Here is a 26,547-nt window from a genome sequence, read left to right as displayed (position 1 = left end):
GGGACATCCGAAATGACCATCCACACCGGACACTGGCCGACGCCGAGCGGCGACCTGGTGGCGGTGGCACGGGAATGGCCGGACGCCGACGCGGCACGGGCGGCGGTCGCGAGTCGTTCGGCCGAGGGGCTCGTTTCGGCCACCGCGTACGAGGGCATCGACCACGACGGCGCCTTCACCTACGAGCAATGGACCAGCGAAGACGCCATCCAGGACTTGGACGGCGCGCCCGTGTTCCGGCTCTATCGCGGGCAACGCGGCGAGGGGACGCCCGGCTGCCTCGTGATCGTCTCGGTCGAGTTCGAAGGACCCGACGAGCGGCGGCAGCGCGACTGGATCGACCTCGTCTTCACCGCGCTGGCCTCGGAACCCGCGCGGCCGGAAGGCGGGATCTCGGGGTACTTCCACGTGAGCACCGACGGGACCCGGGTACTGAACTACGCCGAATGGACCAGTGCCGAGGCCCATCTCGCCGCGCTCGCCGCCCCCGGAGCCGACGGCATCGGGACGACGGACGCGTGGAAGAGGGTGCAGAACTTCCCGGGGATGTCGGGCGGTTCGGTCAAGCGGTACCGCCCGATCCTTTCGGCGGTGGCGGCATGAAGCCGATCCTGGTCGCGGGAGCGACGGGCAACGTCGGCTCGCAGGTGGTCGCCCAGTTGCGGGCGCGGGACGTCCCGGTCCGGCCGCTGAGCCGGAACCCACCGGCCGACGGTGTCCGCGGCGACCTGGCGAAACCCGAGACGATCGCGCCGGCACTCGACGGCGTCGACACGGTGTTCCTGATGCTCTCCGGCCCCGCCGAAGCGCTCGTGCCCACTGTCTCGCTGCTCGGCGAGCGAGTGAAACGCGTGGTGTTCCTTTCTTCCGGCGCCGTCGACGATGCACTGGCAAAGCAGGACAATCTCATCGGCGCCTGGCATCGGACCGTGGAAGAGGCGATCGAGGCGACGGGCGTGGACTGGACCTTTCTGCGTCCACACGGGTTCGCCACCAACACTCTGGGCTGGGCGCCGTCGATCCGCGAGGACGGCGTCGTCCGCGGGGCGTACGGCGAGGCGTCGATGACGCTGATCCACGAACGCGACATGGCCGCGGTGGCCGTCGAGGCGCTGACCGGCGACGGGCACGCGGGGGCGAAGTACGTCCTCACGGGCACGCGGTCGATCACGCATGCCGAGCAGGTGCGGATCCTCGGCGAGGCCGCCGGCCGCCCGGCGCGCTGGGAGGAGATCAGCCCGGAAGCCGCGCGGGAGGCGATGCTCGCGCGAATGCCGGACTTCGTCGTCGACACGATGCTGTCCGGATTCCGGGCGATGGTGGACAACCCGGGCGAAGTCACCACGACCGTCCAGGACGTCACCGGCAGGCGGGCGCTGGACTTCGAGGTCTGGGCGGCCGACCACGCCGCGTCGTTCCGGTAGCATCGGATTCGTGTCGACACCGGTTCATGCCGCGGCGGTCCACTAGCCGCCGTTCCTGAAAACGCCCCCTCGGAGCAACGCCCGCGGGGTCTATTCGCCGCGGGCGGAAACAGGAACGGAAACCATGAACCCTCTGTCCACAATGGACTGCGGTCGGCGCTGGCTGACCACAACCGGCACGAATCCACCACGCCGCGTCGTCGAAGTCGGCGACGAACTCACCGCCGACGAGGCGCTTCGGCTCGCCGTGTCAGGCACCGGTCTCGCCTGGCACGGCGACTTCCAGAACGCGCGTAACCTTCTCTCCGCCTTGGGCCGCCGTTGCGCGCCAACGGCCGGGAAATCGTTCCAGGACCAGCGAAACCGGCAAGCACGCCGAGCAAGAATCCTCGGCAGGCTGCTGGTTCCGCTGGAACCCGGACACGTCCTGCGGCTGCGTCGCGGTCCGGACGTCCGGGACGCCTGCACCGAGGTCTACGGGCCTTCGGAAACTCCGTCGCTGGTGTCCCTGCGGGAACTGCTCGGCGTCATCGGCGCGCACGAGTGGCGAGTCAAGGGCGTCCAGATCCCGGCGCTCGACGCGAAGATCCATCCGCACTATGGGGTCTTCTCCCCCGTCCGCGGCGAGTACGTCGACCTGGTGGCGAGAACTCCCTTGCCTACCAAGGAACTGGTGTTCGACATCGGCACCGGGACCGGCGTGCTCGCCGCGGTGCTCGCCCATCGCGGCGTCGAAAGGGTGGTGGCGACGGACAGCGAACCCCGCGCGCTCGCCTGCGCGCGGGAGAATTTCGAACGACTCGGCTTCGAGGGAATCGAAACCCTCGAAACGGATTTGTTCCCGCCCGGACGCGCGCCGCTGATCGTCTGCAACCCGCCCTGGCTCCCCGCCCGTGCGCACACCCCGCTCGAACGGGCCGTCTACGACCCGGGGAGCCGGATGCTCAACGCCTTCCTTGACAGGCTGCCTCGGCATCTCACCCCCGGCGGGGAGGCCTGGCTGATCCTCTCCGACCTCGCCGAACTGCTGGACCTGCGCCCGCGCGAGCAGCTGACGACGGCGTTCGCGCGCGCCGGGCTGGAAGTCCGGGGACGGGTGGACGTCCGGCCGCGGCATCCCCGGGCGACCGATCCCCGCGATCCACTGCACGCGGCCCGCGCGAAGGAGGTGACTTCGCTGTGGCGTCTCGCCGCGGGGTAAGGCAAGTGTGGTCGGGAACCCGGATCACAAAGCCCCCCATCACAGCGCGAGCAACGCCCGCGCCTGACTGATGAACACGCGGGCGGCGGGGCTGACCGGCCCCTCCGTCCGCCACGCGAGCGCGAGTTTCGCCCGCAGCCCGGCCGGCCGGGTGATCTCCATGGCGTGCAGTTTCGTGTAGTAGGTGGCCAGTGACATCGGCACGACGGCGACGCCGAGCCCGCGTCCGACCAGTTCGGCGACGACGTTCGGGTCGCCCGCCTCCAGCGTCACGCGCGGCCGCGCGCTGTCGGCGAGGAAGGCCGCGTCGACGATCGCGCGCATGCCGGTGCCCTTCGGCAGGCTCACCAGCGAACGGTCCTCCAGCTCCGACAGCGTGATCGTGGCCCGCGCGGTGAGCGGATCGTCCGGCCCGGAGATGGCGACCAGCGGCTCGTCGAGGACGACTTCCAGGCCGATCCCCGGCGGCGGTTCGCCGGAGACGCCGATCAGCGCGAGGTCGAACCGGCCGTCGGCGACGCCCGCGAGCAGGACGTCGGAGGTCGCCTCGGCGAGCGTGATGTCCACCGCCGGATGGCGCTCGTGGAACCGCGCGAGCAGATCCGGCAGGTTGACCGGACCACGCGAGGACACCATGCCCATCGCGACCTGCCCGCGGACCAGCCCGGTGAGATCGTCGACGGCCTGCCGCACCCCGGCGACGGCGGCGAGCGCGGCCCGCGCGTGCGGCAGCGCGGCGGCGCCGACCTCGGTCAGCCGGACAGCCCGCGCCGACCGGTCGAGCAGTGGCTGCCCGAGTTCGCGTTCGAGACGGCGGATCTGGGCGCTGACGCCGGGCTGCGCGACGTGCAGCCGCTCGGCGGCGCGGGTGAAGTTCGCTTCCTCGGCGACCGCCACGAAGTATTCGAGCTGACGCAGTTCCATAACCGATGATTATAGTTGTCAGACAAACTAGATCTTGGACTTCTGGCCGGATCGAGATCAGGCTGAGGTCATGACCGAGATGCTCCGCCCCGGCGATGCCGAATACGACCAGGAACTCGCCGGCTTCCAGATCGCCGTACCCCGTCGACCCGACGTGATCGTGCCCGCCGCTTCGGCCGCCAACGTCGTCGAGGCCGTCCGATACGCCGGGGAACACGACCTCCCGATCGCCGTCCAGTCGACCGGGCACGGCGTGGCCGTCCCCTTCGAGGGCGGCGTCCTCGTCACCACCCACCGCATGAACGGCGTCCGGATCGACGCGGCGACGTCGACCGCCCGGGTCGACGCGGGGGTGCGCTGGGGTGCCGTCATCGAGGCGGCCGCCGAGTACGGCCTCGCGCCGCTGAGCGGCTCGTTCCCCGGCGTCGGCGTCGTCGGCTACACCCTCGGCGGCGGGTTCAGCCTGCTCGGCCGCCGGTACGGCCTCGCCGCCGACCAGGTCACCGCCATCGAGGTCGTGACCGCCGACGGCGAACTCAGGCGCGCCACCCCGGACACCGAACGGGACCTGTTCTGGGCACTGCGCGGCGGTCGCGACAACTTCGGGATCGTCACCGCGCTCGAGTTCGGGCTCGTCCCCGTCACCCGTCTCTACGGCGGCAGCCTGCAATTCGGCACCGAATCGCTGGCGACAGTGCTCCATGTCTGGCGCGATTGGGCGGCGGAGATGCCGCGCGAGATGACGTCTTCGCTGGCCATGGTCCCGATGCCGGACCTGCCGATGGTGCCCGAGCCACTGCGCGGTAAGCATGTCGCCCAGATCCGGATCGCCTACCTCGGCGACGCCGCCGAGGGCGAACGTCTCGTCGCACCGCTGCGCGCCGCGGCCCCGCTGCTGGGCGACACGCTCGCCGAGATCCCGTTCACCGAATCCGGCTCGATCGCGAACGAGCCGCCGTTCCCGCACGGTTACCGCGCCGACAACGCCACCGTGTCCGAACTGAACGACACCATGCTCGACGCGATCCTCGAGCACGCCGGCCCCGGCGCCCCGGTGCCGACCGTCGTCCTGCTCGACCTGCTCGGCGGCGCACTGTCCGAGCGTCCCGAGCACCCCGGCGTCGACTGGGACCGCGAAGCCCGCTTCACCGTGCGGGCACTGTCCGTAGTGGACGACGCCGGAATGGTCGCGATCAAGGCCGCGCACGAGAAGCTGTTCGACGCGCTGAAGCCCTGGTCGACCGGCAAGCTCCTCACCTTCGTCTACGGCGACAGCGACGCGGGCACGGAAGCGTCCAAGGTGTATTCACCGGCGGATCTGCGGCGCCTCGCCGAGGTCAAGGCGGCCGTCGACCCGGCGAACCGATTCCGGCTGACGCATAACGTCGAACCGGCGCGTGACGCTGGGTGATCTCCGAAAACCGCAGGTGAGAGGCCCCTATCCGGGGCGCAGGCGCGGTGGGCGGCCCCCGTATACTTCCGGGCCGAAACGCCATTAGGGGGCACCGTGCGCACTTTGGACCATGACGAGTTCCTCGCCATGCGTCGCTTTCCCGCTCTCGACGGGTTGCGCGCCATCGCCGCCACCATCGTGATCCTCTTCCACTTCGCGGGTCCGAAGTGGAGCTGGCTTTCCGGCTGGGTCGGGGTCTACATCTTCTTCGTGCTGTCCGGGTTCCTGATCACGACGCTGCTGCTTCGTGAGCAGGACCGGACTGGACGGATCTCGCTTTCGGCGTTCTACCTGCGCCGGGTCTTCCGGATCCTGCCGCCGTACCTGGTGATCCTCGGCGGCATCGTGGTCTTCGTGTGGCTGCGCGGCGAGTTCATCGCCCGCGAGTTCCCGCACGCGCTGAAGTACTACCTGACGTTCTTCAACGAGTTCCTGCCCGGCAGCAGGCCGAACGGCGCGGACAACTTCTTCAGCGGCTCGTGGACGCTCGGCATCGAGGAGAAGTTCTACCTGTTCTGGCCGTTCCTGCTGGTGGTCGCGGGTGCCGTCGGACTGGCCGCGGCGTGGCGCAAGCTCGCGCTGGCGATCGCCGCGTTCGCGGTGATGGCGGGCCTGGTCGGCGTCACCAGCGGCTGGGTCCTCAACGGACCGCAGGTGCCGATCTACCGGTCGACCGTGCACTACGCGATCCTGCTGATCGGCTGCGTGCTGGCGATCGCGATGCACTACCGCCGGTCCTACGCGGTGATCAAACCGCTGACGCATCCGCTCGCGGCGATCCCGGTGTTCGGCGCGTTCGCGCTGCTGCACGTCAACATGGAAAGCCTGTGGTGGGAGACCGGCAGCAACCTGGGCCTGCTGATCGCCTACGGCCTGCTCTCGGCGATGCTGCTGGTCGTGCTGGTGTCGCCCGGCCCGCTGCGCTGGCTGCTCGCGACCCGGCCGATGCGCTTCGTCGGTGAGCGGTCGTACTCGCTCTACCTGCTGCAGGGTCCGGTGCACTTCGCCGTGGTCGCGGCGATCCCGCCGCTGGGCGAGCACCGGATGATCAGCGCGCTGACCGTGTTCGCGGTCGGCCTCGCGATCGCGGACCTGATCCACCGCTGGGTGGAGCAGCCGATGATCACCACCGGCAAGAAGCTGATCGCGCGCCGCCAGGAGCGCAAGGCCCTGCGTGCGGCCGAGGCCGAACTCAAGGCACCCAGCGTCGTCGAAGCGCCCAGCGCCGCGCGCTGACCCCGCGTTGCGTCCTCTGGATGCGGTACTTGCGCGTGCAACCACCGCATCCAGAGGGCTAAAGGCGTGGGGTGATCAGCGGGAGATCGTGACGATCGGGATGACCCGGTCGGTCTTCTGCTCGTAGTCGGCGAAGCCCGGCATGAGGCTGACCATCTTCGCGTACAGACGGTCACGCTCGGCGCGGTCTTCGAGGACGACCGTCGCGGTCGCTTCGAACTTCTCCGTACCGACCTCGATGGTGACCTTCGGGTTGGCGACGATGTTGTGGTACCAGGCCGGGTTCTTGTCCGACCCGGCGTACGAGGCGGCGACGATGTACTTGCCGTCCTCCTCCGCATACGCCAGCGGCGAGGTGCGCGGCTCGCCGCTCTTCGCCCCCGTGGTGGTGAGAAGCAGCAGGGAGCCGCCCTCGAACGGGCCGCCCACCTTGCCCTCGTTCTCGCGGAATTCCTTGATGATGTTCTTGTTCCAGTCGAGCGTTTCGGACATCGTTCCTCCTGTGTGGATCTCCGTCGCCGAGGCTACTCAGTCCTCGCGGCTTTCGCGGGCCTTACGGCGCTGGGCTTCGGCGCGTTCCCGGCATTTCCGCAGGAACTCTTCGTCGTCCTCGGCGCTCGTCGCGGCGAAGCGGCCCGGCCGGTCGTACTCCGGGAACGACGGCGTCTCCCGTTCGTAGCGGCCACGTGGGGCACGGACGGTGTGTTGCGGACGGCCGGCGACCAGCCAGACGATCGAGCCGATCAGCGGAACGAGCAGTACCAGCAGCAGCCACATCCCCTTGGGCATGTTGCGGCAGGATCCGTCGTCCGTGGTGATCACGTCGACGATGCAGAAGATCCACAGACCGAGTGTGAGAACGCCGAATAGACCATTGAAATACAGCATCGAAAGACTCCCCAGTTCCAGCTGACCGGGGTAATTCTTAGCACAGCGAGGCGTCGAGAATTCCCGCAGCCACCTGGAGGGCCTGAGCTTTTCCCGGACAGTGCTTGGGCCCTGCTCCGAATGGCCGCTCCGTGAGGTCCACTTCGACGACGTCCCCGCCGACCCACCGCCGCGTGATGCGGACCGGCGGATCCTCGCGCAGGACCCGGTCGAGCAGGGCGGCGACGTCCTCACCGGGCCGGTGGGCGGCCCGCGCCTTGATGATCAGCTTGGCCGTGGCGTCGCAGGCCTGAACCAGGAGCCCGATCCGGGCGGCCGTCCGCTCGTCGACGACGCCACCACAGGTTTCGATCAGCCGTCGCATGGCCGCCTCCGCGTCCGCGCCCGGTTCGGTATGCGGGTGGTAGCAGGCGGAAACCGCCGCGATGTCGCGGGAAACGTCCGGCAATCCCAGTTCCGCGGCCAGGACGGCGACCGGGACCGTCCAGGCGATCCGGTCCGCCGGTTCGTGCCGTAACTCCCGGGTGAGCGCGAAGGCCTTGTCCCGCAAGGACCCCATCGGCGCGAGTTCGCCGACGACGAGCGCGCGCCGCCGGGCATGGTCTTCGGGACGGCTGAACCGGGCGACGTTCGCCCGCAACCACTGGACGCCACCCGGCTCGACGTCCTCGGGCACCGGCGGGACGGGGGCTTCGATCAGCGGATTCTCCATTCCGCCACGCTAAGTGCGGAACGCTTCGGTCACGGCCGAAACGTCAGGCCGCGGAAGCGGGTGGCACGTTGTTATGGTGACCAGGTGACGGCCGTGTCGGAGGCAACCGAAGTCGACGGCGCGGGGCGAACGGCGCAACCGCGTCAGCTCATCGTGACCGTGTACGGCCTCTACTCGCGCGGCGAGGGCGGCTGGCTTTCGGTCCGCTCCCTGATCGACCTGCTGGCCGGGGTGGACGTCGAGGAACCCGCCGTCCGGTCGTCGATCTCCCGGCTGAAGCGGCGCGGGATCCTTTCCGCCGTACGCCGCAACGGTGCGGCGGGCTACGAACTCTCCGAGACCGCGCTCGCGATCCTGCGCGAAGGCGACGAACGGATCTTCCGCCGCGAACGCGCCACCCCCGGCGACGGCTGGCTGCTGGCGGTGTTCTCCGTCCCGGAAGCCGAACGGCACAAAAGGCATATTCTTCGCACCCAGCTCGCGCGACTCGGTTTCGGGACCGCGTCGTCCGGCGTCTGGATCGCGCCCGCGCATCTGCGCGACGCGACCTCCGACATGCTGCGGCGGCTCGAACTGGAGGGGTACGCCGACCTCTTCCACGCCGAGCATCTCGCGTTCGGGGACGTGCGGGACAAGATCCGCGAGTGGTGGGACCTCGACCAGCTCGAATCGCTCTACACCGCTTTCCTCGACGAGCACACGCCCGCACTACGCCGGTGGCAGCGGCGAAAGAGCACGGACGAGGCCGAAGCCTTCGCGGACTACGTCCGGGTGCTGACCGACTGGCGGCGGCTGCCCTATCTCGACCCGGGCCTGCCCGCGGAACTGCTACCGCCCGGCTGGGCCGGGATCCGGGCCTCGGACCTCTTCTTCACGCTGCACTCACGGCTGGGCGAAGCCGCCGCGGCACACGTGTCGCGCACCCTTCCCAGCTGAGGTTCTCAGGCGACCACCGCGAAGCCCTGCACCTCGACCAGCGCCTCGGCGTCCCAAAGCCGGCTGACGCCGATCCCCGCCATCGCGGGGTACTCGCTCCCGGCCAGCCGCTTCCACACCGCGCCGATCTCGCGCGCGTGGGCGCGGTAGTCGTCCATGTCGACGATGTAGATGGTCACGCTGCACAGATCCGACGGCTCCCCGCCCGCCGCGCGCAACGCGGTGAGCAGGTTGGACAGCGCGCGTTCGAACTGCTCGACCACGCCGTCGCCGACGATGCGGTTCTCCTCGTCCAACGCCGTTTGACCGGCGAGGAAGACGAACCGTCCGCTCGCCGCGACGGCGTGCGAAAAGCCGGAAGGGCGGCCCAGCCCGGGCGGATTGATGCGCTCCATACCGGTGAGCATATCCCGCATCGTTGACGGTCGTACATACCGCGACATACCCTGGGCGGCGTGCGTATCGCGGTGTTAGGCGGCGGCCCGGCGGGGCTCTACTTCGCCACGCTGGCGAAACAGCTCCATCCCGATCACGAGATCACCGTCTGGGAGCGCAACGCGCCCGACGACACCTTCGGGTTCGGGGTGGTGTTCTCCGACGAGACCCTCGGCGGCATCGAACACGCCGATCCGGTGATCCACGCCGCGATGCGGCGGGAGTTCGCGCGCTGGGACGACATCGACGTCCACTTCCGCGGCACGGTGCACACCTCCGGCGGACACGGATTCGCCGCGATGAGCCGCAAACGGCTGCTCGGCATCCTCCAGGAGCGGTGCGCCGAACTCGGTGTTGACGTGCGGTTCCGCACCGCGGCGCCGAGCGCGGCCGAGGCGAGCGCGGACTATGACCTCGTCGTCGCGGCGGACGGCGTCAATTCGCCGACCCGCGCCGCCTTCGCCGAGAGCTTCCGCCCGGACATCCAGACCCGCCGCTGCCGCTACATCTGGCTCGGCACGGATCTGGTCTTCGACGCCTTCAAGTTCCACGTCCTGGAAACCCCGCACGGGATCATGCAGATCCACGGCTACCCCTACAGCGACACCGCGAGCACCTTCATCCTCGAACTGCACGAGGACGTCTGGCAGCGCGCGTTCGGCGAGATCGCCGCGACCTCGCTCGCGCCGGGCGAGAGCGACGAGAAGTCGATCGCCCTCATCCGCGAACTGTGCGCAGACGTGCTCGGCGGGCACCAGGTGTTCGCCAACAACTCGAAGTGGACCGCGTTCGCCACCGTGCGCTGCGCGAGCTGGCGGCACGAGAACGTCGTCCTGCTCGGCGATGCCGCGCACACCGCGCATTTCTCCATCGGCTCCGGCACGAAACTCGCCATGGAGGACGCGCTCGCGCTCGCCGCCTGCCTGCACGAACAGCCCGGCACGGACGAGGCGCTGAGCGCGTACGAAGCCGAGCGCCGCCCCGTCGTCACCTCGACCCAGCGCGCCGCGCAGGCGAGCCTGGAATGGTTCGAGAACCTGGGCCAGTACACGCATCAGGACCCGCCGCAGTTCACGTTCAACATCCTCACCCGCAGCCGCCGCGTCACCTATGACAACCTCAAGCTGCGCGATCCCGAGTTCGCCACCGAGCTGGACACCTGGTTCGCGTCCACTTTGGACACCCAGGTCCGGCCGCCGATGTTCCAGCCGTTCCGGATCGGGAACCTGGACCTGCCGAACCGCGTCGTCGTCTCACCGATGGACATGTACTCCGCCGAAGACGGCGTCCCGACCGATTTCCACTTGGTACACCTGGGAAGCAAGGCGCTCGGTGGTGCCGGGCTGGTGATGACGGAGATGGTCTGCGTCTCCGAAACCGGCCGGATCACGCCGGGTTGCGGCGGCCTGTACACCGAGGAACAAGAGCAAGCGTGGGCCAGGGTCACCGGCTTCGTCCACGGGAACACCAACGCGCGGATCGGGGTCCAGCTGGGCCATTCCGGGCGCAAGGGTTCGACGAAACTGATGTGGGACGGGATCGACCAGCCGCTGCCGGAGGGCAACTGGGAGATCTGCGCCCCGTCCGCGATCCCGTACAGCGAAGCGAATCAGACCCCGCGCGAACTCACCGAGCCCGAACTGCGGGAGATCCGTGACCAGTTCGCGCATTCGGCCCGCGCCGCCGCACGTGCCGGGTTCGACCTCCTCGAACTGCACTGCGCGCACGGCTATCTGCTTTCGTCCTTCCTCTCCCCGTTGACCAACCGGCGTACCGACGAATACGGCGGCTCACTGGAGAACAGGCTGCGCTTCCCGCTTGAAGTCTTCGACGCCGTCCGCGCGGCGTGGCCGGCCGACCGGCCGATGACCGTCCGCATCTCCGCGACCGACTGGTACGACGGCGGGATCGACGTCGACGACGCCGTCGAGATCGCCCGCGCGTTCGCCGAGCACGGCGCGGCCGGGATCGACGTCTCGACCGGCCAGGTCGTCAGCGAAGAGAAACCCCAGTACGGCCGCAGTTACCAGACCCCGTACGCCGACCGGATCCGCAACGAGATCGGGCGCGAGTACGGGATCGCGGTGATCGCCGTCGGCGCGATCTCCTCCTACGACGACGTCAACTCGCTCATCCTGGCCGGCCGCGCGGATCTGTGCGCGCTCGGCCGGACCCATCTCTACGATCCACAGTGGACCCTGCACGCGGCCGCCGAACAGGGCTACCCGATGCCGTGGCCGAAGCAGTACGCGGCGGGCAGCCGGAAACCGCAGGGCGGCCGCACCGACGGGCCGAAGCCACGGCTCGAACTTCTTCGCTCGGGGGAACCCGGCACCGCACACGCCCGCTGGCGACCTGGGAGCGACCGATGACCGCCTTCGCGCTGAACCCTGACCAGCAGGCCTTCGCCGAGGAAGTCCGGCGGCTGGGCGCCGAAAAACTCCGCCCGCTGGCCGAATCGGGCACCGAAGGCGCGGTGAACCGGGCACTGCTCAAGGAAATGGGCGCGCTCGGCCTGCTCGCGCGGCTGTTCCCCGGCGTCGACGGCGGCAGCCCGAGCCGGGAAGCCGCCGCGATGGATCTCTGCATCCTGCGGGAATCCCTCGCGAGTCAGAGCACCGAGGCCGAGACGGCGTTGGCGCTCCAGGGTCTGGGCACCTACCCGGTGCTTCAGTCCGGACAGGACTCGCAGGTCTCGAAGTGGGTCCCGGCCGTGGCCGCGGGTGACGCCGTCGCCGCTTTCGCGCTCACGGAACCGAACGCGGGCTCGGACGCGGCCGCGCTGGAACTGGCCGCCGAACCCGACGGTGAAGGCTGGCGTCTGACCGGCGAGAAGATGTGGATCTCCAACGCCCCGGAAGCCGATTTCTACAGCGTTTTCGCCCGCACCACCCCGGAAGCGGGCTCGCGCGGTGTCTCCGCGTTCGTCGTCCCCGCCGATCGCGCCGGGCTTTCCGGTGAGCATCTCGACCTCGTGAGCCCGCATCCCATCGGGACGCTGGTGTTCGACGGCGTCCGAGTCGAGCGGGACGAACTGCTCGGCGAGCAGGATCGCGGTTTCGGCGTCGCCATGCGGACCTTGGACCTGTTCCGGCCGAGTGTCGGCGCGTTCGCCGTCGGCATGGCGCAGGCCGCGCTCGACGCCGCCGTCGCCCACGCCCAGCACAGGATCGCGTTCGGCGGGCCGCTGCTGAAGCAGCAGACCGTGGCGCACACCCTCGCCGAAATGGCGACGAGGACCGAGGCGTCCCGGCTGCTGGTCTACGCCGCGGCCGCCGCCTACGACGCGGGCGAACGGAACCTCGCGGGCCGGGCCGCGATGGCGAAGCTGTTCGCCACCGAGACCGCCCAGTACGTCGTCGACTCGGCCGTGCAGATCCACGGCGCGCGGGCGCTGCGGCGAGGGCATCTGCTCGAACACCTCTACCGCGAGGTCCGGGCGCCACGGATCTACGAGGGCGCGTCCGAAGTCCAGCGGACGATCATCGCGCGATCGCTGACTTCTTCCTAGCCGGACGGGGCCTTATTTCACCAGTTAATACATGGCGGGGGTTAAGGTCGTGGGGCATCCTGGATCCCTACGCCGCCATCAGATGGGTATCGCATGCCTGCCAAGCGCACCACCGTCCGTGACCTGCGGCGGCACAATCGTTCCCTCCTGCTGTCGAAACTCTACTTCGACGGTCCGCTCAGCCGCCACGAATTGAGCGGTCTGACCGGTTTGAGCGCGGCGACCGTCAGCAACGTGACCGCCGAACTCGGCGAGGAACACCTCATCGTCGAAGCCGGGCTGGTCGAGTCCGACGGCGGCAGGCCGCGCGTCCTGCTCCGCGTCGACCCGGCGTACGGCCACGTCGCCGGCGTCGACATCGGCGAGACCGGGGTGAAGGTCGAACTGTTCGACCTGACCATGAACCGGCTCGCCACCGTCGAGCATCCCCTCGCCTCGCCGCGGCCCGACGCGGCCTCGGCGGTGACCCAGGTGGCTTCCGGGCTCCGGGAAGTGATCGCGGAATCGGGGATCGACGAGGCGACCGTGCTCGGCGTCGGCATCGGCGTTCCCGGCACCGTCGAACAGGGCGAGGCACTTCGCGTGCACGCGCCCACCATCGGCTGGAAAGAGGTCCCGCTGACGGATCTGCTGCGCGCGCAGGGCATCGACCTCCCGTTGTTCGTCGACAACGGCGCGAAAACCCAGGGCCAGGGGGAAATGTGGTTCGGCGCCGGCCGCGGCGCCCGGCACGCGGTGATCATCCTGATCGGATCCGGGGTCGGTGCGGCCGTGGTCACCGACGGCACCACCTACCGCGGTTCCACCAGCAGCGCGGGCGAATGGGGCCATACGACGATCGTCTACGGCGGACAGGAATGCCGCTGCGGATCGCGCGGCTGCCTGGAATCCTACGTCGGCGCGGAGGGCGTCCTCGCGCGTTATCGCAAGGCACGGGGTGGAAAAGCCGTCACGGGCGAGGACGAGCAGTCGCAGTTCGCCGCCCTGCTGGAGTCGGCGGGCAAGTCCAAGGCCGCGGCCAAGGTGCTGGAGGAGACGGCGGGTTACCTCGGCGCGGGGATCGGCAACCTGATCAACCTGTTCAACCCGGAGCGGATCGTGCTTGGCGGCTGGGCCGGACTCGCGCTCGGCGAGGACCACCTGCCCGAGATCCGGCGCGCGGCGGGCGAGCACGCGCTCAAGCACGTGTTCGACCAGACCGAGATCGAACTCGGCAGGCTCGGACCGGACGCCGTCGCCATAGGAGCCGCCACCCTCCCGGTCGCCGCTCTGCTGGAGCAGGGCGCGGACCCGCGGACGGCCGGGTCGAAGCGCGGCACGGCCGCCTGAAGGACGCTTTCCCCTCATCTCACGCGGCGAAGGGCGCTTTCCCTGCATCGCATGTGGGGAAAGCGCCCTTCAGCCCCGCCTTAATTCGAGGTGGAAAATTACCGGCCTCGACGTCTTGTCGCAGTGGTAGAGACCATGCATACTTTGTTGTCAGGCACAACAAAGTAGTTCTGCCACGCGCTTTCCGTTCTCCCGCGCGTCCTGCCGCGCGGGGTCCCCAACGGTCAGAGAGGCGACAACGATGTCCATCTCACCCCGCTTGCGCCGCGTCGTCCAACGGACGGCGGCACTCCTCGCCGCCGGTGTCCTGCTCGGCTCACTCCCTGCCACCGCCCAGGCCCCGGCCTCCGAGGCGGCGGTCTTGGCGGCCACCTTCACCGACGACTTCACCGGTCCCGCCGGCGCCGGGATCGACAGCTCGAAATGGCATTTCGAGACCGGCGACAACGTGAACAACCACGAGCGGCAGTGGTACACGTCCGGGACGAACAACGCGGCGCTCGACGGGCAGGGCAACCTGGTCATCACCGCGAAGAAGGAGAACCCCGGCAATTACAACTGCTGGTACGGCCGGTGCGAGTACACCTCGGCCCGGCTGGCCACCCAGGGCCAGTTCACCCAGACGTACGGCCGGTTCGAAGCGCGGATGAAACTGCCGCGCGGGCAAGGGATGTGGCCCGCGTTCTGGATGCTCGGCGCCGACATCGGCAGCGTCGGCTGGCCCAACAGCGGCGAGATCGACATCATGGAGAACGTCGGCTTCGAGCCGAACACGGTGCACGGCACCCTTCACGGCCCCGGGTACTCCGGGGCGGGCGGTATCGGCGCGGCCTACAACGGCCCGAACTTCTCCGACGACTTCCACACCTACGCCGTCGACTGGGCGCCGAACCAGATCAAGTGGTACGTGGACGGGAACCTTTACCAGACCCGCACCCCGGCCGATCTCAACGGCAATCGCTGGGTCTTCGACCATCCCTTCTACCTGATCCTGAACCTCGCGGTCGGTGGTTACTGGCCGGGTGACCCGAACTCCAGCACCGTCTTCCCGCAGCGCCTCGTCGTCGACTACGTGCACGTCACCTCCAGCGGCACGGCGGGCAACACCGGCCGGATCACCGGTATCGGCGGCAAATGCGTCGACGTCGCGGGCGCGAACACCGCGAACGGCACGCCCATCCAGATCACCGACTGCAACGGAAACGCGGCGCAGAACTGGACCGTCGGCGGCGACGGCACGCTCCGCGCGCTGGGCAAGTGCATGGACGTCTCTGGCGGGTCGACCGCGGACGGCGCGCCCGTACAACTCTGGGACTGCAACGGTTCCGGCGCGCAGCGGTGGGCGATCAGTGGCGCCAGGGACATCGTGAACCCGCAGGCGAACAAGTGTCTCGACGCCACCGGCAACAGCTCCGCGAACGGGACGAGACTCCAGCTCTGGACCTGCTCCGGCACCGCCAACCAAAAGTGGACAACCCCCTGACTCCGGCGCATTTAGCCGACTAAACGCGATGGTTGGCGTCGCGAACTACCGCGTTTAGCCCGCTAACTGCGACACCCCGGCCCCGGCCCCGACCCGGTCGCGTTTAGCGGGCTAAACGCGATGGGCGGCGTCCTGCGGGTCAGGTTCGCGGCCTTCGTGCCGGGGTGATCCCTAGTGGCACGGGCGGATGCGCGCGAGTGTCATGAGGGGTCCCCATAGGACAATTTTCGTCCTATGGGGACCCCTCATGACATACGGGACGAGACCTACCCGGCCACCGGCACCCGGACGACCGTCACGAACCGCGAAGCCCCAACCCGTCGCGTTTAGCGGGCTAAACGCGACGGTTGGCGTCGCGGGCGGGCGCAGTTAGCGGGCTAAACGCGGTCAGGGGTGCTGGGCGCGTTCGGCATAGGCCTCGACGAGCTGGGTTTCGGCGTCGGCGAGGTACTGGGCGAGAAGCGTCTCGGCACCGGAGCCGTCGCCCGCCTCGATACGTTCCAGGATCTCCGCGTTGCGCTTGAGGTACGGCTCATGGAAGCGCCGCGGGTCGGCCATCATGTGGAACACCAGCCGCAGCTCGGCGAAGATGCCGCGCATCAGCTCGTCGATCCGTTCACTGCCACCGAGCTCCGCGATCACCGCGTGGAACCGGATGTTCGCCGTGCCGAGATCCTGCCAGCGCTCACTACGCTCGGCGAGCCTGCCGTCCTCGACCGTGCGCGCGAGCTTCGCGAACGTCGGCGGCTTCTCCGTCACCCCACGGACCGCCGAGCACTCGACGACCTTGCGCACCTTGTAGAGGTCGACGACGTCCTCGACGGACAGCACCCGCACGAAGACACCGCGATTGAGCTCGTGGGTCAGCAGCCGCTCGTGCGTCAGCAGCCGGAACGCCTCACGCAGCGTGTTCCGCGAGACGCCGAGCGCCGAGCCGATGTCGTGCTCCGAAAGCCGCACCCCCGGCAGGAAGAACCCTTCCGCGATCCGCGTGCGCAGGACGCCCGCGACCCGTTCGGCGGTGCTGGTGCGGCTGATCATGCCGCGATCCGCTTCGAGTCCTTGCACCGATGCAGGACCACCCTCCGCGATCGTCACGTGACCGATCCTACCTACCGACAAGAGGTCCAGCCAAGGATCCTCTTGTGGAATTGTTGAACAATACCTACAGTTGCTCTCCATGTGACCCGTGCCACGATGGGCTTCACCTCTGGAGGTGCCGATGGACGCGACAGCCACTACCGAAGACACACGCCCCTTCGCCTGGTTCCGCACGCTCGGTTCGCGAGGCCGCCGGGCCTTCGTCGGCGCGTTCGGCGGCTACGGGCTCGACTCGTTCGACTACCAGACGCTGCCGCTGGGCCTGGCCGCGATCACCGCCTACTACGGCCTCTCCGGCGGCGAAGCCGGCCTGCTCGGCACGACGACGCTGGTGGTGTCGGCGATCGGCGGCATCGGCGCGGGTGTCCTCGCCGACCGCATCGGCCGCGTCCGCACCCTTCAGATCACCATCGCGATGTACACGGTCTTCACCGTGCTCTGCGGGTTCGCGCCGAACTTCGAGACGCTCCTGATCTTCCGCGCCCTGCAGGGGCTCGGTTTCGGCGGTGAGTGGGCCGCCGGCGCCGCGCTCGTGGCCGAGTACTCGCAAGCGAAGTATCGCGGCCGGACGGTCGCCTTCGTGCAGAGCGCCTGGGCGGTCGGATGGGCACTGTCGGTCGTCGTCTACACCGTCGTCTTCAGCCTGTTCAGCCCGGACATCGCCTGGCGCGTCATGTTCTGGACCGGCGTCATCCCCGCGCTGCTGGTGCTGTGGGTCCGCCGCAACGTCCAGGACGCGCCCGTCGCGGAAGCGGCCCGCGCCACGAAGAAGGAACGCGGTTCGCTGGCGGGCATCTTCAAGCCGGACCTGCTGCGCACGACGTTCTTCGCGGCGCTGCTCGCCACCGGCGTCCAGGGCGGTTACTACACGCTCGCGACGTGGCTGCCGAGCTACCTCAAGACCACCCGCGGCCTCACCGTCATCGGGACCGGCGGCTATCTGGCGTTCCTGATCTCCGGCGCGTTCATCGGCTACGTCACCGGCGGTTATCTCACGGATCTCTTGGGCCGCAAGAAAACCTTCCTGCTGTTCTCCGTGTTGTCGGCGGGCCTCATCATCGCCTACACGCAGATCCCGGCCGGCGCGAACACGCTCGTGCTGTTCCTCGGCTTCCCGCTCGGGTTCTCGATGTCCGCGATCTTCAGCGGGTTCGGCGCGTTCCTCGCCGAGCTGTACCCGTCGGCGCTGCGCGGGACCGGGCAGGGCTTCACCTACAACCTCGGCCGGGCCATCGGCGCGACCTTCCCCGCCGTGGTCGGTTTCCTCGGCGCGGGCGGCGCGATGGTGTTCGGCGCGGTCGGCTACGGCATCGCCGTACTGGCCCTGCTCGGCCTGCCCGAGACTCGCGGCCGCGAACTTCTGTGACCACAATCGGACGAGGAGGCACCGCGATGACCACCTTCGACGAACCGGCGACGATGACCCCGCGCGAGGCACGCGCCCTGTTCCGCGCCGGGACGGCCCGCCCGACCACCGGCTGGGCGAACGGCTTCACCCAGACCAACCTGATCGCCGTCCCCGAGGACTGGGCTTACGACGTCCTGCTGTTCTGCCAGCGCAATCCGCAGCCCTGCCCGGTGCTCGACGTCAGCGATCCGGGCGACCCGTCGACCCGGCTGGCGCCCGGCGCGGATCTGCGCACCGACCTGCCGCGCTACCGCGTCTGGCAGAACGGCGCGTTGTCCGGGGAGATCTCGGACGCGAGCGGACTGTGGCGCAGCGACATGGTCGCGTTCTCGATCGGCTGCAGCTTCACGTTCGAATCGGCGCTGGCCGCCGAGGGGATCCCGCTGCGGCACGTCGACCAGGGCCGCAACGTGGCGATGTACGTGACGAACCGCGAATGCGTCCCGGCGGGACGGCTGCACGGGCCGATGGTGGTCTCCATGCGGCAGATCCCCGAAGACCGCGTCGACGACGCCGTGCGGATCACCCGCGGGATGCCTGCCGTGCACGGCGCGCCCGTGCACATCGGCGACCCCTCCGCACTCGGCATCGCCGATCTCGCCCGCCCCGATTTCGGGGATCCGGTCGACGCCGAACCCGGTGACGTACCGGTGTTCTGGGCGTGCGGCGTGACCCCGCAGGCGGCGCTGATGGCCTCACGGCCGCCGTTCGCGATCACGCACGCGCCGGGCTACATGTTCGTGACCGACAAACTCGACAGTGAGTTCAGGGTGGCCTGATGGATCTCAACAGTGACCTGGGCGAGGGTTTCGGCGCCTGGAAGATGGGCGACGACGACGCCATGCTCGACATCGTCACCAGCGCGAACGTCGCGTGCGGCTTCCACGCCGGCGACCCGTCGGTGATGCGGCGCGTCTGCGAACGCGCGGCGGCACGCGGCGTCGTCATCGGCGCCCACGTCGCCTACCGGGACCTGGCCGGATTCGGGCGGCGGGCGATGGACGTCGCCCCCGCCGACCTGGCCGACGACGTGCTCTACCAGATCGGCGCGCTCGACGCGTTCGCGCGGGCGGCCGGGACGCGGGTGCGGTACGTGAAACCGCACGGGGCCTTGTACAACACCGCTTCCGTGGATCCGGAACAGGCGGCCGCGGTGGTCGAAGGCATCCGGCGTTTCTATCCCGCCCTCGCGCTGCTGTGCCCGCCGAACTCGGAAATGGCCAAGCAGGCGGAAAAGACCGGGTTCCCCGCGTACGCCGAGGCCTTCGCGGACCGCGCCTACACCGCGGAAGGTCTTCTGGTGTCGAGGAAACTGCCGGGCGCGGTCCTCCACGACGCCGACGAGGTGGCCGACCGCGCGGTCGCGATGGCGACCACCGGCAAGGTCGTCGCGGACGACGGGACCGAACTGACACTCGAACCGCATTCGCTGTGCGTGCACGGCGACACCCCGGGCGCCGTCGAGCTGGCGCGCCGGATCCGCGCGGGGCTCGGCGCGTCGGGTGTCCACATCGGATCGTTCCTGGAGACCGCGTGATGCGAGTACTGCCCTATGGGGCGCGTGCCGCCATGGTCGACTTCGACGATCCGTCGGAGGTACTCGGGCTGCACGCGTCACTGGAGCAGGATCCGCTGGACGGCGTCGTCGAACTCGTCCCGGCCGCGCGGACCCTCCTGGTCCGGTTCGATCCGGGCCGGACGCACCACGACAGACTCGCGGGCGCGATCCTCGACCGGTCCACTGTGGACGTTTCGCCCCGCGAAGCCGCCGAGATCGTCGTTCCGGTGCGCTACGACGGCCCGGACCTGGCCGAAGTCGCGGCCGCCGCGGGCATGTCGGCCGAAGCGGTCGTCCGGCGGCACGAAGACGGCGTCTACGTTTCGGCCTTCTGCGGCTTCGCACCGGGTTTCGCCTACCTGACCGGACTCGACCCGGCACTGCACCTGCCGCGCCGGGCGAGCCCGCGTACCCGGGTGCCCGCCGGTTCGGTCGCGATCGCGGGCGAGTACACGGCGGTGTACCCGCACTCGTCGCCCGGCGGCTGGCGGCTGATCGGGCGCACGACGCTGCCGGTGTGGGACGTCGAACGGGAGCCGCCGAACCTGCTCGCGCCGGGTACCCGGATCCGGTTCACTTCATGACGGCGAAGATCGAAGTCGTCCGCCCCGGGGTTTTCGCCACCGTGCAGGATCTCGGACGACCGGGGCTGGCCGCGATCGGCGTCGGCCGGTCCGGCGCCGCCGACCGCGGTTCGCTGCGGCTGGCCAACCGGCTGGTCGGGAACCCCGAGGGGCACGCGGCGCTGGAACTGGTGCTGGGCGGTCTCGTACTGAGGTTTTCGGCGCCCGCGACGGTCGCCGTCACCGGTGCGCCCTGTTCGATCACGGCGGGCGGCCGGGCCGCCGGTCCTTGCTCGCCGATTTCGGTCGGCCCCGGCGACGAACTCGTGCTCGGCATGGCCGCCCGGGGTTTGCGGTGCTACGTCGCCGTGCGCGGCGGCATAGCCGTCCCCGCGGTGCTGGGCGCCCGCGCGACCGACACCCTCGGCAAACTCGGCCCGCCCGCCCTTTCGGCGGGGATGACCCTGCCGGTGGGCCACCGGGTGCTCGACCATCCCGGGGTCGACCTCGCTCCCCGTGCCGCGGTCCCGGACGAGCCGGTCCTGCGGGTGACTCCGGGGCCACGGGTCTCGTGGTTCGTCCCCGGCGCACTGTCCACTTTGGTCTCTTCGCCGTTCACCGCCACGGCTGACGTCGACCGGGTCGGCGTACGGCTCGAAGGTCCCGAGCTGGCGCGGGCGCGTGAGGGCGAATTGCCTCCCGAGGCCGCGGTGCCGGGCGCGTTGCAGATCCCGCCTTCGGGGCAGCCGATCCTGTTCCTGGCCGACCATCCGGTGACCGGGGGCTATCCCGTGCTCGCCGTGGTCGACGAGGCGGACTTGGACCTGGCCGCCCAAGTACGACCAGGCCAACGGGTGCGCTTCAGGCCTTACCTACCCTCACAGTAGCGAAGGAGGCCTTCATCACCTGGCGACAGGCAAAGGCTTCCCGAGGAGGCAAGGGCACCTCCCCGCGACTGTCCATAAGGGACAGTTTCCAGCGAATCGATGTCCGATTTATTTCTATATGTACGGTCTCGAAGGGGGGTCGTGAGTGGCAATGAGGGTTAGAACGCTATTTGCCACTCACGACCACCTCGCGAGACCGTGCAAACCGCTCAAGTCAGACATCTAGGGTCGAAAATGTCCTTTGTGGACACCCCGGGTCACGCCCCGGCTCCGGCAGCCAGTCCGGGCCTGCCCGAGACACGACTTGTTGGCCTTACCCCTCAATAAGTCCGGAGACCCGCAAAGTGAGGTTCAGCCGCCCTGTCAGCCCCAGCGCCGGGTCGGCGGTCCCGGGCAGCACCCGCGGCACCCCGTGGTAGGCCAGCCGCGACTCCCCGCCGAACACGAACAGGTCACCCGACCGCAGATCGACGTCGGTGTAGGGCCGCCCGCGATCGGACGTGTTCCCGAACCGGAAGACGCACGCGTCCCCCAGGCTCAGCGAGACGACGGGCTCCAGCGACGCCTCGTCCTTGTCCTGATGCAGTCCCATCTTCGCGGCGGAGTCGTAGAAGTTCACCAGCGCGATGTCCGGCTCGTACGAGGTGGACCCGTAGGCGTCGTGAACGGCCCGCCGCCCGAGATCGCCCAGCCAGCCGGGGAACGGGAGCACCGGGGAGCCGTCGTCGGTCATCTTCGAGTACCGGTACGGGTGCCAGTGCCAGCCTAGGCAGACCGTCCGCACGGACATCACGCCGCCGTTCGGCAGCCGCGTCCGCCGGTAGCCACGCCAGCCGCGGCAGGCTTCGACCAGACGCCGTTGCTCGTCGAAATCGAGCCAGTCGGGGATATGCACGGCACCGGGAGCGACTTCGGCCCTGGGTCGGGGGATCAGCGCGTCCACACGTCGAGTCTGCCAGGACGCGCGCCGATGATCCGGTGGCCCCGCACCATGACATCGGCCGCCGAAAACCACGTCAGTACCCGCTTGATCAGCGAGGGACGATTCCGCGTACACCCGATCACAGGGAATCACCGATCTCCACGACGGTCACCCCGGCTTGGGCCGGTACCGGATCGTTCATCCGCGCCAGCACCGCCGGGACGTCGTCGAGGCCGACCCGCTTGCCGATCATCCCGGCGAGATCGATCCCGGCGGTCTCCACCACCCGCAGCATCTCGGGGTACTCGTGTGCCTGCAGCCCGTGGATGCCGACGATCTCCAGTTCCCCGCCGATCACCCGGTGCATCGGGATCGGCGCGATGCCCTGCGCCGGCGGCATCAGCCCGGCCTGGACATGCCGTCCCCGCTTCCGCAGGCTGCCGATCGAGGCAGCGCACGTCGTCGGCGAGCCGAGGCAGTCGAGCGAGACGTGCGCACCGCCGCCGGTCAGCTCCCGGACACGCGCGGCGACGGCTTCGTGGCCCTCGAACGCCGACGCGTCCACGGTCACGGCCGCGCCAATCCGCGAGGCCAACGCCCTGGCCTGGGGAGACGGATCGACGGCGACGACCGACGCACCCGCCGCGACGGCCAGCAGGATCGCCGAAACGCCCACCCCGCCACAGCCGTAGACCGCGACCCACTGGCCAGGCCGGACCCCGCCTTGGCGCAGCACCGCGCGGAACGCCGTCCCGAACCGGCAGCCCAGCGCGGCCGCCTCGGCCGCCGACATCGAGTCCGGCAGCGCCACGAGGTTGACCTCGGCGTTCTCGATGGCGACGTACTCCGCGAACGAGCCCCAGTGGGTCGCGCCCGGCTGGAATTCGCGGTCGCAGATCTGCTGGTCACCGGCCGCGCACTGGGCGCAGGTGCCACAGGCGCAGACGAACGGCACGGTCACCCGGTCCCCCACCGACCAGCCGCGGACGCCTTCGCCGAGCGACGCGATCCGGCCGGCGAGTTCGTGCCCGGCGACGTGCGGCAGCTTCACCGACGCGTCGTGCCCCTGCCAGGAGTGCCAGTCGCTGCGGCACACCCCGGTCGCGTCGACCGCGATCACCACCCCGCCCGGGGTCACGGACGGATCCGGCACCTCGCGTACCTCGGGCAGCACCCCGAACTCCTCGAAGACGACCGCCCGCACCGCATCTCCTTCACGTTCCGGTCTCGCGGCCCCGCTGCATCACCAGGCCTTCGCCGGGCACCGTACACCGGGCGGCCCGCCCGCGCGGCGGTCCCAGCAGCCGCGACAGGGACTCCGGGGGTACCCCGAGGATCTCCTCGAGATTCTTGAGCACCAGCAACGACTCAGGCCGTTCGGGACGGCAGCGCCCGGACTGCCAATGGCTCAGTGTCGCGAGGCTGATCGAGCACCCCCGCCCGCGCAGCCGGTACCGGATCCGGTCGAGACCGAGACCCCTCGCCCTGATCGCCGCCCTGAGGGCGTCCGCGAACGGCCCGCTCTCCAGCAGCCGTCTGAGTTCACGTCCTTCCGCCACCCCCCGGTCGATGGTGTGTGTCCGCTGACCGGTCATCGTCATCGCCTTCGTAAGCTCGCTAGCCACCCGGAATAGCGCAGCCTAGGCGCGCGATCACATGATCGGAAGGGTCTTGGATCACCTATCCGCCCGGCATGCGGGTGACATACCGGGACCGAATTATGCAGGGACGTAGGGAAAATTCCCACCGCGCGAGCCGTCCGAAATGTGTCCACAGTGGACACGTGACACGGTTCAGCGAAGCTCGACCGACAACGCCTGCGCGATCTCCTTGCCGATGGCGTGCGTCGCCGCGTCGGGCGGCGAACCGACCTTGACCACCATCGGACCGCCGAACGGCTGGCGCTCGACGACCTCGATGCGCTCGCCGAGGCCGATGGCGTGCTCGGTGAGGTAGCGCAGGAGTTCCGGATCGGTGTCCCAGACGCGGACGATCTCGCCGACCGCGCCGGGCGGGAGGTCGTCGAGGATGCGCATCGGCAGCTCCTCGACGCTGCCGTCGGGGGCGGGGATGGGGTCGCCGTGCGGGTCGCGCACCGGGTTGCCGAGCTTCGCCGCGATCCGCTCGACGAGCCTGTCCGACACCGCGTGCTCGAGCGCGTCGGCCTCGGCGTGCACCTCGTCCCAGGTGTAGCCGAGCTCGGACACCAGGTAGGTCTCGATCAGCCGGTGGCGGCGGAGCACCGAGCGGGCGAGCTGCCTGCCCTCGGTGGTGAGCTCGATCCCGCGGTACGGGACGTGCGCGACCAGCCCCAGCTGGGACAGTTTGGTGACCATTCCGGAGGCCGACGACGGGCTGACCTCCAGCCGCCCGGCCAGCGACGTGTTGGTGACGGCCTCACCGCGTTCCACCAGCCCGTAGATCACCCGGACGTAGTCCTCGACGGACGACGACCTGCGGCTTGCCCCTTCACCCATACCCTGGAGTTTACGGCTTGCCGCTCCTCAGCGGCTCACCCCGCGTGCGGCCGCCAGCGGTACCGGATCCAGCCGGGGACGGGCTCGGCGCCGAGCTGGGCGTAGAACGCCTCGCCCTTCTCGTTGCCCTCCTGCATGTCCCATTCGACGCGGCCCGGCGTGCGCGCGCTCAGCTCGTTCAGCAGCTCCCGCCCGAGACCGAAGCGGCGATGCTCCGGGCGGACGAAGAGGTCGTCGAGCCAGATCCCCGGCCTGGCCTCCCAGGTCGAGAAGTTCCAGCTGCAGAAGGCGAAGCCCGCGACCGTGTCCGGCTCGTCCGGCGGGGTGGCGAGCAGCACCCATGCCTTCGGATCGGGCCCGAAGAGGAACCCGGCCATCTCCTGGCGGTCGAGTTTCAGATCGTGTTTGTCCTCGTAGACGGCGTGCTCCTCGATGAGCGCGCAGATCTCCTCGATGTCGTCGGCGACCGCGTCCCGTACCGGCATCCCGTTTCAGCTCCGTTCGTAGACGATGTCGCCGCCGACGGCGGTGGCGACGACGTGGATCGAATCCAAAGTGGACTCGTCGGTCGGATCGGCCGAGAGGACCGCGAAGTCCGCGAACTTGCCGGGCTCCAGCGTGCCCAGGTCCTTCTCGGCGAAAGCGGCGTACGCGGATCCGTAGGTGTACGCGCGCAAAGCTTCGGCGGGGGTGAGCCGCTCATCGGGACCCAGCACGACCCCGGACGCGGTCTTCCGGCGCACCATGTCGGCCAGCGCGAGCAGCGGCGCGCCCTCGACGACCGGGCGGTCCGAGCTGGCGGGGAGCACGCATCCCGCGTCGAGCAGGCTCTTGAGCCGGTAGCACCACGGCTCGCGTCCGGGGCCGAGCGCGGCCCGCATCCCGTCGCCGATCTCGTTGACGAACCGGCCCTGCGGTGAAGCGATCAGCCCCAGCGAAGCCAGCCGCTTCAGCTCCTCGGGCCGCAGCACCGCGCAGTGCTCGATGCGGTGCCGGTGATCGGGCCGCGGGTGTGTCTTCAGCGCGGCTTCGTAGGCGTCGAGCACGACCGTGATCGCGCGGTCGCCGATGGCGTGCGTCGCGATCTGCCAGCCTGCCCGGTGCGCGGCGGCGATCGTCCGCGCGATCTCGTCCTCGGGCACCTGGAAGTAGCCGACGTTGTCCGGTTCCCCGGCGAACGGCTCGTGCATCGCGCAGGTCCGGCCGATCAGCGAACCGTCGGCGAACAGCTTCATCGCGCCGATCCGCAGCCATTCGTCGCCGAACCCGGTGCGCATCCCCAGGTCCAGCCCGAAGCCCGCGCCGGCGTCCAGCTCATGCAGCACACTCGCCGCGACCATCACCGTGCTCCGCACCCGCAGGACGCCCCGATCGCGCGCCAGCTGGTACGCGGCGAGTTCGGCCGGGGTCTCCCCCACGAGGCCCCCGCCGATCCCGGCCTCCTGGACACTCGTGATCCCCTCGGCCAGGTAGCGCTCACTCGCCCTGTCCAGCCCGCGGACGACCCGCTCGACCGGCGTCGGGTAGGTCAGCGGCCGCAGCATGAGCTGGGCCTGTTCCCGCAGCAGCCCGGTCGGTGAACCGTCCTCGTCGCGGACGACGTCGCCGCCCACGGGCACGTTTCCCAGGTCCAGCCGCTCCAGCACCGCCGAGTTGACCACGGTCATATGCCCGGACGTGTGCTTCAGCCGCACCAAGAGGCCCGGGGCGGCGCGATCGAGGCCGTACCTCGTCGGATGCCCGCCTTCGAGTTTGTTCTGGTCGTAGCCGCTGCCGATGATCCACGAGCCCGGCGGCAGCCCGGCCGCCCGCCGCGCGACGGCCTCGTACACCTCGTCCACGCTGCGGCAATCCGAAAGCGGGACGTCGTCGAGGGACATGCCGAACCAGGCCATGTGGTTGTGCGCGTCGTGGAAACCGGGCACCACCACGGAGCCGCCGAGGTCCACCCGCCGCTTCGCGGAAAGCGCGGCCGCGTCCTCGCCGAGGGCGACGATGCGCCCGTTCAGGGTGGCAAGCGCCGCGGATTCCTCCGTCCCGGTGAGGAATCGCGCGTTCTCGTAGACCGTGTCGACCCGCATGGTTTCGACCCTATCGAT

27 protein-coding genes are annotated in these 26,547 nt (G+C 69.6%); 15 read left to right on the top strand and 12 right to left on the bottom strand.

What is annotated here, in order from left to right:
- The first annotated feature begins 12 nt into the window (after positions 1-12).
- The 3 genes from SD37_RS04755 to SD37_RS04745 all read left to right on the top strand — a co-directional run bounded on the left by SD37_RS04755 (position 13) and on the right by SD37_RS04745 (position 2,625).
- On the top strand, positions 13-603 hold the full coding sequence (locus SD37_RS04755) for an antibiotic biosynthesis monooxygenase (RefSeq protein ID WP_044853996.1): 591 nt from the start codon (positions 13-15) through the stop codon (positions 601-603).
- On the top strand, positions 600-1,424 hold the full coding sequence (locus tag SD37_RS04750) for an NAD(P)H-binding protein (protein ID WP_044853995.1): 825 nt from the start codon (positions 600-602) through the stop codon (positions 1,422-1,424). The genes SD37_RS04755 and SD37_RS04750 overlap by 4 nt, the downstream gene beginning before the upstream one ends.
- 124 nt (positions 1,425-1,548) lie before the next feature.
- Positions 1,549-2,625, top strand: coding sequence for a methyltransferase (locus tag SD37_RS04745; RefSeq protein ID WP_044853994.1), 1,077 nt, complete (start codon positions 1,549-1,551; stop codon positions 2,623-2,625).
- Between the two features lie 39 nt (positions 2,626-2,664).
- Here the strand turns inward: SD37_RS04745 and SD37_RS04740 are convergent, their stop codons facing one another.
- Entirely contained in the window at positions 2,665-3,549 is an 885-nt protein-coding gene (locus SD37_RS04740) for a LysR substrate-binding domain-containing protein (protein ID WP_044853993.1), read from the bottom strand.
- A gap of 70 nt (positions 3,550-3,619) precedes the next feature.
- Here SD37_RS04740 and SD37_RS04735 point away from each other — a divergent pair, with 70 nt between their 5' ends.
- Together SD37_RS04735 and SD37_RS04730 are read left to right on the top strand one after the other, a co-directional pair.
- Entirely contained in the window at positions 3,620-4,960 is a 1,341-nt protein-coding gene (locus SD37_RS04735; RefSeq protein ID WP_044853992.1) for an FAD-binding oxidoreductase, read from the top strand.
- 96 nt (positions 4,961-5,056) lie between these two features.
- Positions 5,057-6,238: an acyltransferase family protein gene (locus tag SD37_RS04730; RefSeq protein ID WP_044853991.1), complete on the top strand. Its 1,182-nt coding sequence runs from the start codon at positions 5,057-5,059 to the stop codon at positions 6,236-6,238.
- Between the two features lie 75 nt (positions 6,239-6,313).
- On the opposite strand, the gene SD37_RS04725 is transcribed toward SD37_RS04730, so the two are convergent.
- The 3 genes from SD37_RS04725 to SD37_RS04715 are packed head-to-tail and all read right to left on the bottom strand — an operon-like array spanning position 6,314 to position 7,838.
- A complete protein-coding gene (locus SD37_RS04725; RefSeq protein ID WP_044853990.1) occupies positions 6,314-6,730 on the bottom strand; it encodes a nitroreductase family deazaflavin-dependent oxidoreductase in 417 nt (138 codons plus the stop codon).
- 36 nt (positions 6,731-6,766) lie between these two features.
- Positions 6,767-7,126, bottom strand: a complete 360-nt coding sequence (locus tag SD37_RS04720; protein WP_037317682.1) for a PLDc N-terminal domain-containing protein — start codon at positions 7,124-7,126, stop codon at positions 6,767-6,769.
- Positions 7,127-7,163: 37 nt separating this feature from the next.
- Positions 7,164-7,838, bottom strand: a complete 675-nt coding sequence (locus tag SD37_RS04715) for a cytochrome P450 family protein (RefSeq protein WP_052675066.1) — start codon at positions 7,836-7,838, stop codon at positions 7,164-7,166.
- Between the two features lie 84 nt (positions 7,839-7,922).
- Here SD37_RS04715 and SD37_RS04710 point away from each other — a divergent pair, with 84 nt between their 5' ends.
- Positions 7,923-8,774 carry a PaaX family transcriptional regulator gene (locus SD37_RS04710; protein ID WP_044853989.1) on the top strand — a complete coding sequence of 284 codons (852 nt, stop codon included), beginning with the start codon at positions 7,923-7,925 and terminating at the stop codon, positions 8,772-8,774.
- 5 nt (positions 8,775-8,779) lie between these two features.
- Here the strand turns inward: SD37_RS04710 and SD37_RS04705 are convergent, their stop codons facing one another.
- Positions 8,780-9,181, bottom strand: coding sequence for a RidA family protein (locus SD37_RS04705; protein WP_044853988.1), 402 nt, complete (start codon positions 9,179-9,181; stop codon positions 8,780-8,782).
- A 48-nt stretch (positions 9,182-9,229) separates the two neighbouring features.
- On the opposite strand from SD37_RS04705, the gene SD37_RS04700 reads away from it, so the two are divergent.
- The 4 genes from SD37_RS04700 to SD37_RS04685 all read left to right on the top strand — a co-directional run bounded on the left by SD37_RS04700 (position 9,230) and on the right by SD37_RS04685 (position 15,532).
- Complete coding sequence (locus tag SD37_RS04700) at positions 9,230-11,581, top strand: bifunctional salicylyl-CoA 5-hydroxylase/oxidoreductase (protein WP_044853987.1); 2,352 nt, start codon at positions 9,230-9,232, stop codon at positions 11,579-11,581.
- Positions 11,578-12,720 carry an acyl-CoA dehydrogenase family protein gene (locus SD37_RS04695; RefSeq protein ID WP_044853986.1) on the top strand — a complete coding sequence of 381 codons (1,143 nt, stop codon included), beginning with the start codon at positions 11,578-11,580 and terminating at the stop codon, positions 12,718-12,720. The genes SD37_RS04700 and SD37_RS04695 overlap by 4 nt, the downstream gene beginning before the upstream one ends.
- A gap of 93 nt (positions 12,721-12,813) precedes the next feature.
- Positions 12,814-14,049, top strand: a complete 1,236-nt coding sequence (locus SD37_RS04690; protein WP_044853985.1) for an ROK family transcriptional regulator — start codon at positions 12,814-12,816, stop codon at positions 14,047-14,049.
- 241 nt (positions 14,050-14,290) lie between these two features.
- A complete protein-coding gene (locus SD37_RS04685) occupies positions 14,291-15,532 on the top strand; it encodes a glycoside hydrolase family 16 protein (protein ID WP_044853984.1) in 1,242 nt (413 codons plus the stop codon).
- A 387-nt stretch (positions 15,533-15,919) separates the two neighbouring features.
- Here SD37_RS04685 and SD37_RS04680 read toward each other — a convergent pair whose 3' ends face one another.
- Positions 15,920-16,573 (bottom strand): GntR family transcriptional regulator, encoded by a 654-nt coding sequence (locus tag SD37_RS04680; RefSeq protein WP_044853983.1) that lies wholly within the window; start codon positions 16,571-16,573, stop codon positions 15,920-15,922.
- A 181-nt stretch (positions 16,574-16,754) separates the two neighbouring features.
- On the opposite strand from SD37_RS04680, the gene SD37_RS04675 reads away from it, so the two are divergent.
- From SD37_RS04675 to SD37_RS04655, 5 genes are read left to right on the top strand one after another with little or no spacing between them, the layout of a single operon-like run.
- Positions 16,755-17,999, top strand: a complete 1,245-nt coding sequence (locus SD37_RS04675) for an MFS transporter (protein ID WP_044853982.1) — start codon at positions 16,755-16,757, stop codon at positions 17,997-17,999.
- 26 nt (positions 18,000-18,025) lie between these two features.
- Positions 18,026-18,820: a putative hydro-lyase gene (locus SD37_RS04670; protein WP_044853981.1), complete on the top strand. Its 795-nt coding sequence runs from the start codon at positions 18,026-18,028 to the stop codon at positions 18,818-18,820.
- Positions 18,820-19,578 (top strand): LamB/YcsF family protein, encoded by a 759-nt coding sequence (locus SD37_RS04665; protein ID WP_044853980.1) that lies wholly within the window; start codon positions 18,820-18,822, stop codon positions 19,576-19,578. The genes SD37_RS04670 and SD37_RS04665 overlap by 1 nt, the downstream gene beginning before the upstream one ends.
- Positions 19,578-20,183, top strand: a complete 606-nt coding sequence (pxpB, locus tag SD37_RS04660) for a 5-oxoprolinase subunit PxpB (protein ID WP_044853979.1) — start codon at positions 19,578-19,580, stop codon at positions 20,181-20,183. Before SD37_RS04665 ends, pxpB begins: the two co-directional genes overlap by 1 nt.
- Complete coding sequence (locus SD37_RS04655) at positions 20,180-21,049, top strand: 5-oxoprolinase subunit C family protein (protein WP_044853978.1); 870 nt, start codon at positions 20,180-20,182, stop codon at positions 21,047-21,049. The genes pxpB and SD37_RS04655 overlap by 4 nt, the downstream gene beginning before the upstream one ends.
- A 313-nt stretch (positions 21,050-21,362) precedes the next feature.
- On the opposite strand, the gene SD37_RS04650 is transcribed toward SD37_RS04655, so the two are convergent.
- The 6 genes from SD37_RS04650 to SD37_RS04625 form a co-directional block, all read right to left on the bottom strand.
- A complete protein-coding gene (locus tag SD37_RS04650) occupies positions 21,363-21,992 on the bottom strand; it encodes an alpha-ketoglutarate-dependent dioxygenase AlkB family protein (RefSeq protein ID WP_044853977.1) in 630 nt (209 codons plus the stop codon).
- A 118-nt stretch (positions 21,993-22,110) separates the two neighbouring features.
- Positions 22,111-23,175, bottom strand: a complete 1,065-nt coding sequence (locus SD37_RS04645; protein ID WP_044853976.1) for a zinc-dependent alcohol dehydrogenase family protein — start codon at positions 23,173-23,175, stop codon at positions 22,111-22,113.
- A 10-nt stretch (positions 23,176-23,185) separates the two neighbouring features.
- Positions 23,186-23,572, bottom strand: coding sequence for a hypothetical protein (locus SD37_RS04640; protein WP_044853975.1), 387 nt, complete (start codon positions 23,570-23,572; stop codon positions 23,186-23,188).
- Between the two features lie 192 nt (positions 23,573-23,764).
- Positions 23,765-24,448: a metal-dependent transcriptional regulator gene (locus SD37_RS04635; RefSeq protein WP_037317726.1), complete on the bottom strand. Its 684-nt coding sequence runs from the start codon at positions 24,446-24,448 to the stop codon at positions 23,765-23,767.
- A 35-nt stretch (positions 24,449-24,483) separates the two neighbouring features.
- Positions 24,484-24,933: a GNAT family N-acetyltransferase gene (locus SD37_RS04630; RefSeq protein ID WP_044853974.1), complete on the bottom strand. Its 450-nt coding sequence runs from the start codon at positions 24,931-24,933 to the stop codon at positions 24,484-24,486.
- A 6-nt stretch (positions 24,934-24,939) separates the two neighbouring features.
- Entirely contained in the window at positions 24,940-26,529 is a 1,590-nt protein-coding gene (locus tag SD37_RS04625; protein ID WP_044853973.1) for an amidohydrolase, read from the bottom strand.
- Between the last annotated feature and the right edge of the window lie 18 nt (positions 26,530-26,547).

It is taken from the genome of Amycolatopsis orientalis (assembly GCF_000943515.2).
Classification (GTDB): Bacteria; Actinomycetota; Actinomycetes; order Mycobacteriales; family Pseudonocardiaceae; genus Amycolatopsis; species Amycolatopsis orientalis.
Note: the sequence above shows the minus strand (reverse complement) of the source record. Positions and strands in the feature narration are given on the sequence as shown.

What these genes read in the sequence shown, in the direction of transcription:
- SD37_RS04625 (WP_044853973.1), bottom strand. Translation starts at nt 26,529, where the DNA reads ATGCGGGTCGACACGGTCTACGAGAACGCGCGATTCCTCACCGGGACG.
- SD37_RS04635 (WP_037317726.1), bottom strand. Translation starts at nt 24,448, where the DNA reads ATGGGTGAAGGGGCAAGCCGCAGGTCGTCGTCCGTCGAGGACTACGTC.
- SD37_RS04675 (WP_044853982.1), top strand. Translation starts at nt 16,755, where the DNA reads ATGGACGCGACAGCCACTACCGAAGACACACGCCCCTTCGCCTGGTTC.
- SD37_RS04705 (WP_044853988.1), bottom strand. Translation starts at nt 9,181, where the DNA reads ATGCTCACCGGTATGGAGCGCATCAATCCGCCCGGGCTGGGCCGCCCT.
- SD37_RS04740 (WP_044853993.1), bottom strand. Translation starts at nt 3,549, where the DNA reads ATGGAACTGCGTCAGCTCGAATACTTCGTGGCGGTCGCCGAGGAAGCG.
- SD37_RS04745 (WP_044853994.1), top strand. Translation starts at nt 1,549, where the DNA reads ATGAACCCTCTGTCCACAATGGACTGCGGTCGGCGCTGGCTGACCACA.
- SD37_RS04630 (WP_044853974.1), bottom strand. Translation starts at nt 24,933, where the DNA reads ATGCCGGTACGGGACGCGGTCGCCGACGACATCGAGGAGATCTGCGCG.
- SD37_RS04655 (WP_044853978.1), top strand. Translation starts at nt 20,180, where the DNA reads ATGACGGCGAAGATCGAAGTCGTCCGCCCCGGGGTTTTCGCCACCGTG.
- SD37_RS04665 (WP_044853980.1), top strand. Translation starts at nt 18,820, where the DNA reads ATGGATCTCAACAGTGACCTGGGCGAGGGTTTCGGCGCCTGGAAGATG.
- SD37_RS04690 (WP_044853985.1), top strand. Translation starts at nt 12,814, where the DNA reads ATGCCTGCCAAGCGCACCACCGTCCGTGACCTGCGGCGGCACAATCGT.
- SD37_RS04695 (WP_044853986.1), top strand. Translation starts at nt 11,578, where the DNA reads ATGACCGCCTTCGCGCTGAACCCTGACCAGCAGGCCTTCGCCGAGGAA.
- SD37_RS04725 (WP_044853990.1), bottom strand. Translation starts at nt 6,730, where the DNA reads ATGTCCGAAACGCTCGACTGGAACAAGAACATCATCAAGGAATTCCGC.
- SD37_RS04750 (WP_044853995.1), top strand. Translation starts at nt 600, where the DNA reads ATGAAGCCGATCCTGGTCGCGGGAGCGACGGGCAACGTCGGCTCGCAG.
- SD37_RS04715 (WP_052675066.1), bottom strand. Translation starts at nt 7,838, where the DNA reads ATGGAGAATCCGCTGATCGAAGCCCCCGTCCCGCCGGTGCCCGAGGAC.
- SD37_RS04680 (WP_044853983.1), bottom strand. Translation starts at nt 16,573, where the DNA reads ATGATCAGCCGCACCAGCACCGCCGAACGGGTCGCGGGCGTCCTGCGC.
- SD37_RS04755 (WP_044853996.1), top strand. Translation starts at nt 13, where the DNA reads ATGACCATCCACACCGGACACTGGCCGACGCCGAGCGGCGACCTGGTG.
- SD37_RS04735 (WP_044853992.1), top strand. Translation starts at nt 3,620, where the DNA reads ATGACCGAGATGCTCCGCCCCGGCGATGCCGAATACGACCAGGAACTC.
- SD37_RS04685 (WP_044853984.1), top strand. Translation starts at nt 14,291, where the DNA reads ATGTCCATCTCACCCCGCTTGCGCCGCGTCGTCCAACGGACGGCGGCA.
- SD37_RS04720 (WP_037317682.1), bottom strand. Translation starts at nt 7,126, where the DNA reads ATGCTGTATTTCAATGGTCTATTCGGCGTTCTCACACTCGGTCTGTGG.
- SD37_RS04640 (WP_044853975.1), bottom strand. Translation starts at nt 23,572, where the DNA reads ATGACGATGACCGGTCAGCGGACACACACCATCGACCGGGGGGTGGCG.
- pxpB (WP_044853979.1), top strand. Translation starts at nt 19,578, where the DNA reads ATGCGAGTACTGCCCTATGGGGCGCGTGCCGCCATGGTCGACTTCGAC.
- SD37_RS04670 (WP_044853981.1), top strand. Translation starts at nt 18,026, where the DNA reads ATGACCACCTTCGACGAACCGGCGACGATGACCCCGCGCGAGGCACGC.